Consider the following 14,022-nt stretch of genomic DNA (forward strand, 5'->3'; position numbering starts at 1 on the left):
TTTAAAGGAGGAAATTATGCAAGCAGTTGCACATTTTGTAGAAACATTCGTTCCAGAACATTACGAAGTGTTTTTGGATTTAAGTCGTAAAACCAAGACCTTTAGCGGTCGTGTGGTGATCACAGGTCAAGCCAAGGCGGACAAGATCTCGCTTCACCAAAAGGATTTGACCATCGAAACAGTAGAAGTAGCAGGTCAAGCTCGTCCATTTACGGTTGATGAGGCCAATGAAGCGGTTTATGTTGAATTGGAAAGCACAGGTCAAGTGACAGTTACTCTGACCTATTCTGGTAAGATCACAGACAATATGACAGGGATTTACCCATCTTACTACAGTATTGATGGTGTGAAGAAGGAAGTCCTCTCTACTCAGTTTGAGAGCCATTTTGCGCGTGAAGCCTTCCCAAGTGTGGATGAGCCAGAAGCTAAAGCAACATTTGATCTTTCTTTGAAATTTGACCAAGAAGAAGGTGAAATTGCCCTATCAAACATGCCTGAAATTGATGTGGAAAACCGTAAAGAAACAGGTATTTGGAAGTTTGACACAACTCCTCGCATGTCTTCTTACCTCTTGGCCTTTGCGGCTGGAGACCTCCAAGGAGTGACAGCTAAGACTAAGAATGGAACCCTTGTCGGAGTCTACTCAACAAAAGCTCACCCATTAGAAAATTTGGACTTCTCATTAGATATTGCCGTTCGTGCTATTGAATTCTACGAAGACTACTATGGCGTTAAGTATCCAATCCCTCAATCCCTTCATATCGCTCTTCCAGACTTCTCTTCAGGAGCGATGGAAAATTGGGGCTTGGTAACCTACCGTGAAGTTTATCTCCTTGTAGATGAAAACTCGACTGCCCAAAGCCGTCAAACAGTGGCCTTGGTGGTGGCTCACGAATTGGCTCACCAATGGTTCGGAAACCTCGTGACCATGAAATGGTGGGATGACCTCTGGTTGAATGAAAGTTTTGCCAATATGATGGAATATGTCAGCTTAGATGCTATCGAACCAAGCTGGAATATCTTCGAAGACTTCCAAACAACCGGTGTGCCTGCTGCCTTGAAACGCGATGCTACAGATGGCGTTCAATCCGTCCATGTGGAAGTCAAACACCCTGATGAGATCAACACCCTCTTTGACCCAGCAATCGTTTACGCCAAGGGGAGCCGTCTCATGCACATGCTTCGCCGCTGGTTAGGCGATGACGCCTTCCGTAAAGGGTTGAAGATCTACTTTGAAAAACACCAATACGGCAATACTATCGGTCGTGACCTTTGGGATGCTCTTGGGCAAGCTTCAGGTCGTGATGTCGCAGCCTTTATGGATTCTTGGTTGGAGCAACCAGGATACCCTGTTGTTTCAGCTTCTGTGGAAAACGATACCTTGATCATCCGTCAAGAGCAGTTCTTCATCGGAGAAAGAGAAGAAAAAGGTCGCAAGTGGGTTGTTCCTTTGAACAGCAACTGGACAGGTATTCCAGATACTTTGGAAACAGAAGTCTTAGAAATTCCAAACTATAGTGCCTTGAAACAAGCTAATACCGGAGCTCTTCGCTTCAATACAGAAAATACGGCTCATTATATCAGTGATTACCGTGGGGAATTGTTGGAAGACATCCTTGCTGAACTTGCTAGCTTGGATAGCACTTCGAAATTGCAAGTGGTTCAAGAACGCCGTCTCTTAGCGGAAAGCGGTCAAATTTCTTATGCAAGCCTTTTGCCAGTGATTGAACACTTGACAGAAGAAAGTTCCTACTTGGTTGTTTCAGCTGTTTCGAGCGTCTTAGCCGGAATCAGTCTCTTTGTGGATGAGGGAACTGAAACAGAAGTGGCCTTCCATGAGTTGTTGAAACGTTTGAACCGTTACAACTTTGAACGCTTGGGTCTGGAGGCTAAGCCTGGTGAAACAGAAGAAGACGAAAAAGTTCGTCAGCTAATGATTGCTAACATGATTAAGGCCAATGATGAAGCAGCACAAGCTCAAGCGAGCGCTATCTTTGAAGCGCATGCAGATGACTTGGAAAAACTTCCAGCTGCCATTCGCTTGCAAATCTTGGTCAACCAAATCAAGCACCAGGAAACCAAGGAGCTTAGCCAACAATACCTAGATACCTATGTGAAGACAGTGGATGGAAACTTTAAACGCCAATTGGCGGCTGCACTTTCTTATACCAAGGATGAGGAAACTTTGGAAGCTCTATTGAAGGAGTGGAAGAACAAGGATGTGGTGAAACCTCAGGATTTGGCTATGAGCTGGTACTACAACTTCTTGCATGATGACTTTACCCAAGGTAGAACTTGGACTTGGGCGCGTGAAAACTGGGATTGGATCAAGAAAGCCCTCGGTGGTGATATGAGCTTTGATAAGTTTGTCATCTACCCAGCTAACTGTTTCAAGACCCGTGAACGCTTGAATGAATACAAGGCCTTCTTTGAGCCTCAATTGGATGATATGGCGATCAGCCGAAACATCAGCATGGGTATCAAGGAGATCGCAGCACGTGTGGATTTGATCCAACGGGAAAAGGCAGCAGTAGAAGCCGCTATCCTTGCGACGAAATAAATGAAATAAATTTATAAAAGATGCTACAGAATTTATTCTGTAGCATCTTTTGTTTTTCAATGAATCATTTGTATTGGATATCAAAGGAGAAGGATCATTAGTTTATTGGACTTGGTAAGAGAATCTCCGTTCGATAGTGGCCATTTTCTTTGAAACGCTTGATAGTTCCTTGGTATTCTTGTACTAGAGCATCAACGTTTCGTAAGCCCCAACCATCTCTTTGACGTGTTTTACGAGTCTCTTGTTCTTGTTCATTAAAGGTATTGTTGATCGAAATAAATAGGTTTTGTTGAAAATAACGTATATTTAGAGCCAAGGTTCTCTCCGATTTATCAGTTAATCGAAGACAGGCTGAAATACTATTATCTAAACAATTTCCTAAAATAACAGCTAGAATATCAGGCTGAATAGATAATTCTTGAGGGACAAAGCAGTCAATTTCCAATTCAATTTCATCTTCCACATCGTGCAGTTTTTGATTTAGTAAAAAATTAATTGTTGGATTTTTGGAGTAAAAGGTTTGTTTTCCTGAAATACTATCAGTTAACGAGTGAAGATACTTTCTAGCCTCATCTGGATTTTCTTCTAGAAGTGCCAACAGAGTTAAATGTTTATTTTTTAAGTCATGCCGAAGACTTTGCAATCGTTGGTATTCCTCTTGAGACTGTTGTGTTTCTCTTAATTGGAATTGAAGCTGTTCTTTATCTAATTTATTTTGATAATAAGTGTGCTGTTGTTGAGAAAGATGTAGAGTAAAATAAAGCGAGGAAAACGACAATACAATAAGAGACAAGAGTGAAATGACAGAAAGATAATCTGGTCCAAATACTTGCCCTTGAATAGCTGATACAGTAAAGGCAAAAATAATCGATAAAATCGGCACAATAAATTGATACAGCCAATTTCTTTTAGATGTTGCCATGCCTAACTTTTGATGTGTTCGAAATAACTGTCGAAGAACAAGTGTTATGATGGTTGAAAAAAGAAAACTAATGGCAAGGTAACCACTAATCAGTCCTAAATTTTTCGATACTTTTGACAGTGGAAGAAAAAGTTGGATAGCTTGATTGAGAACAGCTCCTGCTAATAATGTCAGGCTTGTCTGTAAGAATATCCAAAAGGAAGAATCACGAAAGGGGTAGCCAAAATAGAGTCCTACAAGAGAGGATTCTACAATACTAAGAAGGAGATTGCTCACTAAAAAAACGCGACTTTCTAAAAATATAAACACAAAAGCCACATGAAGAAGAAAGCAACAACAAAGGACTAAAAGTGTCTCTTTTGAATGTTTACTTTTGGAATTTGGCCTATAAAATAAAACACTTGCCAGAAATAAGTCAAACAAGATACTAATGATCCGCAATCCTATTAGCATTAGAAATTCCTTTCACTGAGATAGTTATAGTATTTTTCTTTAAAAGAAGACTGGAACTTACGACTAATTGGAAGTGAATGCTCCTCGGTTCCATTTAGCAAAATAGTTACTGTTTTCGCATCAAAATCTTTTATATATTTGGGATTTACAATATAAGAAGCATGAATTTGAATAAAATAATCAGGCAGTTTATCTAAAATTTCTTGAGTTTTCAGTAAGGACTTATAGGTATCTGCTAGTGTGTAAATAAAAACGGAACGCTTATCTTTTTCAAAATAGGTAATGTCACTTAAAGGAATAGAGTAACTTTGTTTTCCAAATGAGAAGTTAAAGATGGTTTGTCCTAGATCTAAATAACGCAAGATCCTATCTACTACCTTATTTAACCTTTGGGGTTCAATGGGTTTTACTAAGTAATCAAAAGTCTGTACTTCAAATACTTGTTCCATGTAATCTCGATAGCTGGTCACAAAAATAATGGGGATAAAAGGATTGAACTGACGAATTTCACGTGCAAGGTCAATTCCAGTAATTTGTGGCATATCAATATCCAAAAAAACACAATGTGTATCCCTTGTTAACTGTTCTAGCATTTTTTGTGGATTTGTATATAGTTTTGTTTCTACAGGAACCTTGTCGTAAGAAAGTAAATACTGTTCTAACTGACTAGCATCTCTAGTTGAGTCATCACAAATAACGACGTTTAACATAAGTCCCCCTTATCAAATTGAGTTGGCTAATTATGACACTTAAATGGTAAATCATGACGTAAACCATGGAAAGTCATATGTTTATTATACAATAATCTTATCAAAAATGAAGGAAGCTGGGACAATCTTCTCAGTTTTGAGTGATAAGATGAAGACATTTGCGACACTGACTATTAAAGATTTGACAAAATCATTCGATAAGCAACATTTTGCTAATAACCATATTTCCTTAGAAATAGAAGCTGCTAAAATTACAGCCTTTTTAGGACACAATGGTGCTGGTAAGTCCACCCTCTTAAATCAAATGATTGGTTTTACCAAACCCGATAAAGGAGATGTATGCTATGGAGATATTTCTTTTGTACAGAATCGTAAACAAGCTCGCTCAATGATGAGCTATATGTCGCAACAGTATGCACCACTTGAGAAATTGACGGTGGAACAAAACATAGAAATGCTTGGAAGAATGAGAGAGTTAAACACCTTAGATTTACAAAAAGAAATGGATCAGCTCTTAACCGACTTAGAAATTAAGGAGTACCGGGCAAAACAAGGAAAGGACCTTTCAGGTGGTTTAAAGCGTCTGACCTCTTTTGCAATGGCTTTAATCGGATCTCCGACCATCATTCTTCTTGATGAACCCACGAATGATGTTGATCCAATACGTCGTGAAAAACAATGGCAATTATTACAGAAGCTGGCGCATAAAGGTCATACCATTATTATCGTGACGCATAATCTCTTGGAAGTTGAAAAATATGCAGACAACTATGCCTTATTTAACCATGGGAAGTTAATCAAATCAGGACCAGTTCAGCAAATAACCTATCAAAAACAGTACCAAATATCTTTTGAGTTTAGGAATGAAGATAGCTTAGCTCTATTTCAAGATTACACCATTATCAACGGTTCAATTTGTCGTATTGAAATAGAAGAGAAGGAGTTAACGAGACTGCTACCAAAAATCACGCAGGAATTGGATAGAAAGAATATTTTAAATCTGTCACTTACTCAGAAAAACATATCCATTTCAGATCTTTATAGAGAGGAGTTGACAAACTGATATGACTCAATTCTTTTACTTACTTCGTTGGAACTATCTTCGTCAAAAAGATCTATTTCTACTCTTTACGCTAGCTCAGGTTCTGTTATCCATTTCACTTCTTTTTGGTTATCCACTAGTGATCGGTGAGATTGATACGACAGCTGCCTACTATCTCTCTTCTGGTTCAGTTCTGATAGGAATTATTTCTATTGGCTGTACGATCTCATCTCCTGTTATAGCAAATGCGAAGTCAGAAGGACATGTAGACTACGTACGAGCCCTTCCAATACCACGAATTCTGATTTCCTTAGCAGATCTTTGGATGTGGATGATTGCTATTTTGCCTGGAGTGTTCATTTCTGTTATATTGGGCTATTTTCGTTTCTCTGTCCGCCTAAATGTATCTGTTCTGGCTGTTTTCATTCTATTTCTGATCTGTCTTACGATGATCAGTCTTGGATTTGCCATTGCTTATACTTTTTCTCCCAATATTGTCACGCTGATGTCTCAGTTGATTCTTATGATTGGTTTGATGTTTTCTCCAATCATGTACCCTGCAAGTCGTCTTCCAGATTGGATAAACCATCTCTACCATGTTCTTCCATTTGTCCCTTCTGTCAACCTCCTACGAGCTTGTGTCTATAGTCATGGTCCCGTCTCATTTTTTGACTTCACTATTCTGATCATCTGGATTTTGCTAACACAGTTACTGATCTTGAGAGTTCTTTATAAGGAAAAATAAAGGAAGGAGGATCTATGTTTTTCATCATTAAAACAGTGTTCTCTTTAAAAGGAGTTCAATTGAAAAGATTTATACATGTATCCCTATAACAAAAATCAACATCTGTGTTCAGATGTTGATTTTTTTTAATATATCTGCTAAGCCCTTTGAATCTTATTTGAAATACCAGTGGTGTTTGAGGCTGGCAAAAATCGCCTTGCTGGTGATCGTGATGATGACCAGTTTGATGAGGTCGGCAAGGATAAAGGGAGCAACGACCAAAGCAAATGCTTTTTGGAGATCGGTATGCGTGACCAGCATAAAGCCGATAGCTCCTGACACAAAGAGGAGAGCACTACTGAGGAGATTGGCCAAAAAGATAGTGAAAATGCTGGATTTAGCATTGGTAAATAGAGACGTGATCCATGCTCGGAATGGGAAGAAGAGGAGGAAACCAGCAGTAGGACCAAGGAAATGCGAAGCACCACCAGCACCTCCGGCAAATACTGGAAAACCTAAGAAGCCTAAAAGCAGGTAAAGACAGACTGTGACAAAGGCATGGCTGGGTTTATAGATGGTCCCGATGATCCCGATCATGAGTGTCTGTAGGGTCAAAGGAATTGGTCCAAAGGGAATGGTGAATTGAGATAGGACGGAGATCATGGCCACTCCAATGGAGATGAGAACTAAGGGAAAGATTTTCTTCATAACAGTTAACCTCTGATTTATTTTATGGTAACTATTCTACAATAAGGAGCTCAACCTGTCAATAGCCCACGCTTGTTTTAGGATTTTTTAAGTAAAAATTTAGGCAGGCTTAAGACTCCCGAAGTATAATCGCCTTACTAAAGGATCGAGCTCCCTTTAAATTTTAAAAGACAAGTACTTGTACAAAAAGATAAAAGGTAAAAAGATGAATCAAAAAGAAACAAAACAAGTAGTCGAAACGCAAGAATCCAAAGAAAAAATGGTTGTCCTCAAACGAAGTCCTAAGTGGTGGATTGGCATGGCAGCCGTTGGTGGATTGTTGGTTGGTGCTGGAAGTGGCTTTGGTGTCGGTGTCATCGCCTCACAATCTTCCAATAATCAACAATTTTCTCAACCGGTCCAAACGGGTCAAAACCAAGGATCTAATCAGCAACAAAATAGTCAAAATGGCCATGCTTCACAAGGAAACCAGCAAAATGGTGGCCCACAGGATGGCGGTCCTCAAGGCGGTGGCCCACAAGGTGGTGGCCAAGGCCAAGGTAGCGGACCTGGTCAGATGCCACAAGAAGGCAATGGTGGCCCACAAGGGAATGGTCCAGATAATGGCATGAACCAATCTGGCGGACAAGAAGGGAACCAAGGTTCCTCTAAAAAGTCCAATAAGAAGAATTCAAAAAATAAAAACAAGACGAGTGACAGTCAAAGTAACAAAGAAAACACGACAAACTCATAGAATTAGCCTTCCTCAGGCAGGCTGAATTTGATCATAAAACCAAGTTCTAAACTATAGGAAATGAAGGGAAGTCGTGTTATAATGGTTAAGAATAGATTAGAAAGACTCACTCACGAAAGAGAAGAGGATACGACAATGATTAAAATTCTATTGGTCGAAGATGACCTTGGTTTATCAAATTCAGTATTTGATTTTTTAGATGATTTTGCGGATGTCATGCAGGTCTTTGATGGAGAAGAAGGTCTTTACGAAGCAGAAAGCGGGATCTATGATTTGATTTTGCTGGACCTCATGCTTCCTGAAAAAGACGGTTTCCATGTCTTGAAAGAATTGCGTGAAAAAGGCGTGACAACCCCTGTTTTGATCATGACAGCCAAAGAAAGTCTGGATGACAAGGGACACGGATTTGAGCTAGGGGCAGACGATTACCTCACTAAGCCTTTCTACCTAGAAGAGCTTAAGATGCGGATTCAAGCCCTCTTGAAGCGCTCAGGAAAGGTCAATGAAAATACCCTCAATTATGGCAATTTGAAGGTTAATTTATCCACTAATTCGACTTACGTGGACGATAAGGAAGTGGAACTTCTTGGGAAGGAATTTGATCTCTTGGTCTACTTCCTTCAAAACCAAAATGTCATCCTTCCAAAAACACAGATTTTCGATCGTCTCTGGGGCTTTGACAGTGATACGACCATCTCAGTGGTTGAAGTCTATGTTTCAAAAATCCGTAAGAAATTAAAAGGTACTGATTTCGTTGAGAACTTGCAAACATTGCGCAGTGTGGGGTATATCTTAAAAGATGCTAACCAGAATTAAGAAAACCGTCGGGGAAGATGATTTTTCCTACTTCATCCGATATTTTGGGCTCTTTACTTTGATATTCTCAGCCATGACCCTGATTATCATCCAGGTCATGCGCTCGAGTCTCTATACAACGGTCGATGAAAACCTCAAGACTCTCAGTCAGGATCCCTACTCGCTTGTAGCGATTGCTTATCGAGACCAGCGACAGTCAAATACCAAAGGAGATGATAATGATCATGAGATGATGATCCCAGATCATGATAAATCAGAACCTAAAGGGGATGTCACATCCAATACCACTGTTGTTTTGCTCAATAAAAAATATGAAAACTTGACAACCGGTAATGGGTTTTTAAACTTCAAAACGGTGACGTTTGGTCGAAAGCTCCTCAACAAGGTTTCCCAGCTTCAAATTACAAATAGCTATGGGAAAAAAGAAAGTTACCGGGCCTATATGGCAGAGTTGAGTTTATCTGATGATGAAAGTGATAGTGACATCAAGTATGCGGTTGTCATGACCAATATCAGTCAGCTAGAGCAGACCAGTGAAGAGCACGAAAGTCAAATCGCCCTCATCATGATCTGCTTCTGGGGAATCTCCTTATTCGCTAGTCTCTTCCTAGCACGTCTCAGCGTCAAGCCCCTTCTTGAGAGTATGCAAAAACAAAAGGCTTTCGTGGAAAATGCTTCCCATGAGTTGCGGACGCCTTTAGCAGTTCTGCAAAATCGCCTCGAAACGCTTTTTAGAAAGCCTGAAGCGACCATTATGGAATCGAGTGAGAATATTGCATCCAGCTTGGATGAAGTTCGAAATATGAAGCTCTTAACCACTAACCTTCTTAACATTGCCCGAAGAGATGACGGCTTGAAGCCGGAGATGGAAGATATCGAACCAAGCTTTTTCGATCAGACCTTCTCCAATTTTGAGATCATTGCGGAAGAAAATGGCAAACTCTTCCAAGGAGACAATCAGGTGGACAAAGTCATTTGTTCTGATAGAACGCTCCTCAAGCAATTGATGACCATTCTCTATGACAATGCCTTGAAGTACACCGATGAAGATGGCGAGATCCAATTTGAAGTCCAGTTGAAGGACAAAAATCTACTTCTGAGGGTGCTGGATAATGGTCCAGGGATTCGAGATGAGGATAAGAAACGGATCTTTGATCGTTTTTACCGCGTGGACAAGGCCAGAACCCGTCAAAAAGGTGGATTTGGTTTGGGGTTATCCCTCGCTAAGCAGATTGTAGAAGCCTTCAAAGGGGCCATTCAAGTCAAAGATAATAAACCAAAAGGGACCATCTTTGAAGTGAAATTATCCATTAAGACGGAAAGTCGTAAAAAAAATCGTTGATAATTTTTTAAAAATAGAAAAGAGGAATACCTATGAGTTCAAAAATGTTGCACACTTGCCTTCGTGTGGAAAACTTAGAAAAATCAATCGCTTTTTACCAAGATGCTTTTGGTTTTGAAGAAAAACGTCGGAAAGATTTCCCAGACTACAAGTTCACGATTGTTTATTTGGCCTTGCCTGGAGATGACTATGAGCTGGAATTGACTTACAATTATGATCATGGTCCATATGTCATCGGAGATGGCTATGCTCACGTTGCCTTGAGTACTCCTGATCTAGAAGGTTTGAATGCGGAACACAAGGCTAAAGGCTATGAAGTGACAGAACCAAAAGGTCTTCCAGGGACGCAACCGAATTACTATTTCGTTGTAGATCCGGATGGGTATAAGGTAGAAGTCATTCGCTTAAAATAAGAGGGACTAAAAACAAGGGCCGCTGTCGGCTACGACAGTCGCCCTCTTTTTTATGAAACCATTTACAAAAAAGGAATGTTTTTTCGAGAGAAATTTGCTATAATAAAGTTATGAGATTCAAACACACGAAAACTATTTTATTAATCATTACAAATCTCCTTTTACTGAGTCTTTTGTATATTGGCTATCAAAAGATTCAAAGGGTTCGTGAACAAAAAGCCTATCAGGATCAGTTTGCCAAGGTCACCCAACTAGAGAAAAACTCTGAAAAAGGGAAAGATGTTCAAGTTCAGGAAGGGATTTTAGGAACTTCTTATGTGACGGCTTATTATCCTACTAAAGATGGACAGCCTGTTGAGATTGTGAAAGAGAAGATCCAAGAAGACCTTCAGCGTCTAGGATCCGATGAAAAAACCAAAGAACCAAAGCATTTGACCTTCTACCATAGTGAAGAAGCAGAAGCGCCTTTTGTTGGTTATCACCCTATCCAAATCAAACGGGCTGAATACCAGTACAAAAAAGGGAAATTCATCAAAGATGAGACGGTGAAGTTGCCCCTCTTTTACTTGGATGATGATAGTAACCCTTTGACCCTCAGCCAGGTTTTTGCGGATCCAGATGGAGCCAAACAGATCTTTTTGGAGGAATTACGGGGGAATCTAGCCTTTCGTCAGCTGGATGAGGAAAGCATTGATCAAATGGTTGCCCACTTCTCAGAGTTGGATTTGAGCCAATGGGAATTCCAATATGAAAAAGGAATTTTCACTATTCCATTTCCAACCAAGGTTAAGGGAGACGATACCTTTACTGTTCCCTTGTCTAAATTCTACGACGTGATTGATACAGAGCGCTTGCTTCCTGATGATCTAGCTTCTTACGAATCCTATATAGAAGAACGCCACCGTAAGATGATTGCCCTGACCTTTGATGATGGACCAGATCCAACCACGACTCCTCAGGCGCTGGCCATCTTAAAGAAATACAATGCTAAAGCTACCTTCTTTATGGTTGGAAAAAATGTCAGCGCGAATCCGGATATTGCTAAGCAAGTCCGCAAAGAAGGTCATCAAATCGGGAACCATACCTGGGATCATCCTCAGTTGCCAAAATTGAGCTTGGATAATGCTAAAAAAGAGATCTTGGATACCCAAGAAGCTATTCAAAAAGCGACAGGTGTGCAGACCAAGATTACCCGTCCTCCGTATGGAGCCATCAATAGTGCCATCCAATACGGTGTCGACCAATCCTTCATCATGTGGGATGTGGATAGCCTAGATTGGAAGACGCATAATACGACGGCTATTCTCAATGAAGTGAAAAAAGAAGTCAAACCGGGTTCGATTATCCTCATGCATGATATCCATCAAACCACGATTGACGCTCTACCGACCGTCCTTGACTACCTCAAATCACAAGGCTATACCTTTGTAACGGTGGATGAATTGTTGGATTATCAACTTGAAAGTCATCGCATTTATTACAATGGAAATTAACGTAAAAATCCTCTGCAGTTCATTCACTAGCAGAGGATTTTCTTATTCATTTAAAAAGAGTTGAGAATTTTTTAAAACCAGTTCACGTACAGAAGCGTATTTTTTTAAGGATTTGAGTTCTTCTGGGTGGGTGATAAAGGTGATTACATAGCCCTCACGCCCCATTCGTCCTGTTCGACCGGCACGGTGGGTATAGGTCTCCACATCACGAGGAATATCGTAGTTAATCACACACTCAAGATGTTCAATATCGATGCCACGAGCGACCAAATCGGTGGCCAGCAAGAGGGTCAGCTGATGGTCTTTGAAGCGTTCCAGAATGACCTTGCGGTATTTGACATTGACATCGCTTGCGAGCGATACGGCCTCAACACCACGGTATTGTAGTTTTTCTTCAGCACTACCCAGATCAGACAGGCTATTGAAAAAAGCCAGACCACGAAAATCTTCGACGTAGGCGAGTTTGCGGAGCAATTCAACCTTGTCCCGCTTATCCACTTGCATATAAAAATGTTGGATATTATCCAAAGAAACTCCATCAACCGTAACGCGAAGAGTATTTTCCTCTAGTTGGTCAGGATCGACCTTGGCTGTGGCGCTCATATAGATATATTGGTGGTCACGGGGAGCATAGTGGCTGATTTTGTCGACGAAGTGGTACTGAGAATCGCTCAGTAATTGGTCGAATTCATCTAAAATGATGGTTTCTACATTCATCATTTTGATCTTTTTCAGCTTGATCAGTTCAAAGATCCGACCAGGCGTCCCAACCAGGATTTCGGGTCCTTTTTTGAGGCGTTCGATTTGCCGTTTTTGACTAGATCCTGAAAGGAAGAGTTGTGTCTGGAGACCGAGAGGCTCTGCCCATTGTTTGGTGACATCAAAAATTTGTCCTGCTAATTCTGTATTAGGAGCCAAAATCAAGAGTTGTTGGGCCTTCTTCGGTTTGAGTTTGAGCAAGCTCGGAAAGAGGTAGGCGAGTGTCTTACCAGTACCGGTAGGACTGATCCCGAGGACATTTTCTCCTTCATAGATAGGGGAGAAGATCTGTTCCTGAATTTCAGTGAATGTATCAAATCCGAGTGTTTCTAACTGGTCTTTCCAGCTTTGTGGAAATTGTTCTTTCATTCTTTTTCATCCTTAAATTGTATTCCAGCGCTTTGACGCATCTGGTAGAGGGTTTCATGGACCTGCTCAGCTGTTTGTAACCATTCAAGATAAGCAGCTGGCTTTTGATGAGCGATGGCAAGGGCAAAGGCTTCCGCCTCTTCTTGCATTTGGTGCGGGCAGGACTGGATCGGAAGGTCGATAACTTCCCCAGAATGGCTGACGAAGCGAGCCTGGTTGATGGCTGCTACAGCATTGAGAGTCAGCGTTCCAGTCTTGGTGTAGATTTCAGCAGGTAGATGGCTGGTGATATTTTTCCCTGCCTGAATGGCAACCTGAAACTCTGGATAAATCAAGACACCTTGACCATAGAGATCAACCGAATTGGGTAATTGCTGAGCGGTGTAGTGACTGGAGATCGGTTCTCCAAAGAAGCCAATCGCCAAGTAGAGGCAGTAGACACCCAGATCCATCAAAGCTCCACCTGCATAGACATCTGAGAAAATATTGGGCATCTCACCTGCAAGAAGGGCTGGCAATTTGGAAGAATATTTGGCAAAGGTGAAGTTGGCGCCCAGTATTTCCTGATTAGAGAGGAAGTCTTTAACTACTTGAAATGCTGCTTCTTGGTAATTTCTGGCAGCTTCAAAGAGATAGACCTGGTGCTCCTTAGCGAGCTTGACCAGTTCCTTCCATTCAGAAGGCTTGGTCACAGCCGGTTTTTCAATGATGACATGCTTCTTGGCCAGAATAGCAAGCTTGGCCTGAGCGAAATGAAGAGAATTGGGGCTAGCAATGTAAATCACATCCAGCTCACTGTCTAAGAAGTCGATGAAATCCGTGTAGCAAGAGACCGCCCCATAAGGCTCACAAAACTCTTGAGCTGTCTTCATCTTTCTCGAATACACAGCATGCAAGTGATAGTGGCCTGTCTGATGAGCAGCTGTAATAAATTCATGTGAAATCCAACTCGTACCAATAATTCCCAGCTTTAACATA

The 14,022-nt window shown here is 40.9% G+C and carries 13 protein-coding genes; 8 read left to right on the forward strand and 5 right to left on the reverse strand.

All coding sequences use genetic code 11. The annotated features are described in order from the left end of the window. The first annotated feature begins 16 nt into the window (after positions 1–16). Positions 17–2,560 carry a M1 family metallopeptidase gene (locus tag HMPREF2704_RS01340; protein ID WP_070845450.1) on the forward strand — a complete coding sequence of 848 codons (2,544 nt, stop codon included), beginning with the start codon at positions 17–19 and terminating at the stop codon, positions 2,558–2,560. Between the two features lie 97 nt (positions 2,561–2,657). Here HMPREF2704_RS01340 and HMPREF2704_RS01345 read toward each other — a convergent pair whose 3' ends face one another. Together HMPREF2704_RS01345 and HMPREF2704_RS01350 are read right to left on the reverse strand one after the other, a co-directional pair. Next, entirely contained in the window at positions 2,658–3,935 is a 1,278-nt protein-coding gene (locus tag HMPREF2704_RS01345) for a sensor histidine kinase (protein ID WP_070845451.1), read from the reverse strand. Beyond that, the gene (locus tag HMPREF2704_RS01350) at positions 3,935–4,645 is read right to left on the reverse strand and encodes a LytR/AlgR family response regulator transcription factor (protein WP_014713137.1); all 711 of its coding nucleotides are present in this window, start codon (positions 4,643–4,645) and stop codon (positions 3,935–3,937) included. The genes HMPREF2704_RS01345 and HMPREF2704_RS01350 overlap by 1 nt, the downstream gene beginning before the upstream one ends. Before the next feature lie 106 nt (positions 4,646–4,751). On the opposite strand from HMPREF2704_RS01350, the gene HMPREF2704_RS01355 reads away from it, so the two are divergent. Continuing rightward, a complete protein-coding gene (locus HMPREF2704_RS01355; RefSeq protein ID WP_070845478.1) occupies positions 4,752–5,708 on the forward strand; it encodes an ABC transporter ATP-binding protein in 957 nt (318 codons plus the stop codon). Between the two features lies 1 nt (position 5,709). Then, positions 5,710–6,432: an ABC transporter permease gene (locus HMPREF2704_RS01360; RefSeq protein ID WP_049503982.1), complete on the forward strand. Its 723-nt coding sequence runs from the start codon at positions 5,710–5,712 to the stop codon at positions 6,430–6,432. Positions 6,433–6,585: 153 nt separating this feature from the next. Here HMPREF2704_RS01360 and HMPREF2704_RS01365 read toward each other — a convergent pair whose 3' ends face one another. Next, positions 6,586–7,119 carry a biotin transporter BioY gene (locus HMPREF2704_RS01365; RefSeq protein WP_049522885.1) on the reverse strand — a complete coding sequence of 178 codons (534 nt, stop codon included), beginning with the start codon at positions 7,117–7,119 and terminating at the stop codon, positions 6,586–6,588. A 205-nt stretch (positions 7,120–7,324) separates the two neighbouring features. Here HMPREF2704_RS01365 and HMPREF2704_RS01370 point away from each other — a divergent pair, with 205 nt between their 5' ends. The 5 genes from HMPREF2704_RS01370 to HMPREF2704_RS01390 all read left to right on the forward strand — a co-directional run bounded on the left by HMPREF2704_RS01370 (position 7,325) and on the right by HMPREF2704_RS01390 (position 11,916). Then, complete coding sequence (locus tag HMPREF2704_RS01370; RefSeq protein WP_070845452.1) at positions 7,325–7,852, forward strand: hypothetical protein; 528 nt, start codon at positions 7,325–7,327, stop codon at positions 7,850–7,852. A 135-nt stretch (positions 7,853–7,987) separates the two neighbouring features. Beyond that, positions 7,988–8,668 carry a response regulator transcription factor gene (locus tag HMPREF2704_RS01375; RefSeq protein WP_003011876.1) on the forward strand — a complete coding sequence of 227 codons (681 nt, stop codon included), beginning with the start codon at positions 7,988–7,990 and terminating at the stop codon, positions 8,666–8,668. Beyond that, entirely contained in the window at positions 8,652–10,010 is a 1,359-nt protein-coding gene (locus HMPREF2704_RS01380; protein WP_070673896.1) for a sensor histidine kinase, read from the forward strand. Before HMPREF2704_RS01375 ends, HMPREF2704_RS01380 begins: the two co-directional genes overlap by 17 nt. Positions 10,011–10,042: 32 nt before the next feature. Then, positions 10,043–10,423 carry a lactoylglutathione lyase gene (locus HMPREF2704_RS01385; protein ID WP_070673897.1) on the forward strand — a complete coding sequence of 127 codons (381 nt, stop codon included), beginning with the start codon at positions 10,043–10,045 and terminating at the stop codon, positions 10,421–10,423. A 110-nt stretch (positions 10,424–10,533) separates the two neighbouring features. Further along, positions 10,534–11,916: a polysaccharide deacetylase family protein gene (locus HMPREF2704_RS01390; protein ID WP_070673898.1), complete on the forward strand. Its 1,383-nt coding sequence runs from the start codon at positions 10,534–10,536 to the stop codon at positions 11,914–11,916. Positions 11,917–11,958: 42 nt separating this feature from the next. On the opposite strand, the gene HMPREF2704_RS01395 is transcribed toward HMPREF2704_RS01390, so the two are convergent. Together HMPREF2704_RS01395 and HMPREF2704_RS01400 are read right to left on the reverse strand one after the other, a co-directional pair. Next, positions 11,959–13,044 carry a DEAD/DEAH box helicase gene (locus HMPREF2704_RS01395; RefSeq protein WP_070845453.1) on the reverse strand — a complete coding sequence of 362 codons (1,086 nt, stop codon included), beginning with the start codon at positions 13,042–13,044 and terminating at the stop codon, positions 11,959–11,961. After that, positions 13,041–14,021, reverse strand: coding sequence for a Gfo/Idh/MocA family protein (locus HMPREF2704_RS01400; protein WP_070845454.1), 981 nt, complete (start codon positions 14,019–14,021; stop codon positions 13,041–13,043). Before HMPREF2704_RS01400 ends, HMPREF2704_RS01395 begins: the two co-directional genes overlap by 4 nt. Position 14,022 lies beyond the last annotated feature (1 nt).

The sequence above is a fragment of the Streptococcus sp. HMSC076C09 genome (assembly GCF_001837905.1).
GTDB lineage: Bacteria > Bacillota > Bacilli > Lactobacillales > Streptococcaceae > Streptococcus > Streptococcus parasanguinis_I.

Bases quoted from the DNA above. Each gene is read 5' to 3' on its own strand.
- HMPREF2704_RS01375 (WP_003011876.1), top strand. From the start codon at position 7,988: ATGATTAAAATTCTATTGGTCGAAGATGACCTTGGTTTATCAAATTCA.
- HMPREF2704_RS01355 (WP_070845478.1), top strand. From the start codon at position 4,752: ATGAAGGAAGCTGGGACAATCTTCTCAGTTTTGAGTGATAAGATGAAG.
- HMPREF2704_RS01370 (WP_070845452.1), top strand. From the start codon at position 7,325: ATGAATCAAAAAGAAACAAAACAAGTAGTCGAAACGCAAGAATCCAAA.
- HMPREF2704_RS01345 (WP_070845451.1), bottom strand. From the start codon at position 3,935: ATGCTAATAGGATTGCGGATCATTAGTATCTTGTTTGACTTATTTCTG.
- HMPREF2704_RS01395 (WP_070845453.1), bottom strand. From the start codon at position 13,044: ATGAAAGAACAATTTCCACAAAGCTGGAAAGACCAGTTAGAAACACTC.
- HMPREF2704_RS01400 (WP_070845454.1), bottom strand. From the start codon at position 14,021: ATGTTAAAGCTGGGAATTATTGGTACGAGTTGGATTTCACATGAATTT.
- HMPREF2704_RS01340 (WP_070845450.1), top strand. From the start codon at position 17: ATGCAAGCAGTTGCACATTTTGTAGAAACATTCGTTCCAGAACATTAC.
- HMPREF2704_RS01385 (WP_070673897.1), top strand. From the start codon at position 10,043: ATGAGTTCAAAAATGTTGCACACTTGCCTTCGTGTGGAAAACTTAGAA.
- HMPREF2704_RS01380 (WP_070673896.1), top strand. From the start codon at position 8,652: ATGCTAACCAGAATTAAGAAAACCGTCGGGGAAGATGATTTTTCCTAC.
- HMPREF2704_RS01360 (WP_049503982.1), top strand. From the start codon at position 5,710: ATGACTCAATTCTTTTACTTACTTCGTTGGAACTATCTTCGTCAAAAA.
- HMPREF2704_RS01390 (WP_070673898.1), top strand. From the start codon at position 10,534: ATGAGATTCAAACACACGAAAACTATTTTATTAATCATTACAAATCTC.
- HMPREF2704_RS01365 (WP_049522885.1), bottom strand. From the start codon at position 7,119: ATGAAGAAAATCTTTCCCTTAGTTCTCATCTCCATTGGAGTGGCCATG.
- HMPREF2704_RS01350 (WP_014713137.1), bottom strand. From the start codon at position 4,645: ATGTTAAACGTCGTTATTTGTGATGACTCAACTAGAGATGCTAGTCAG.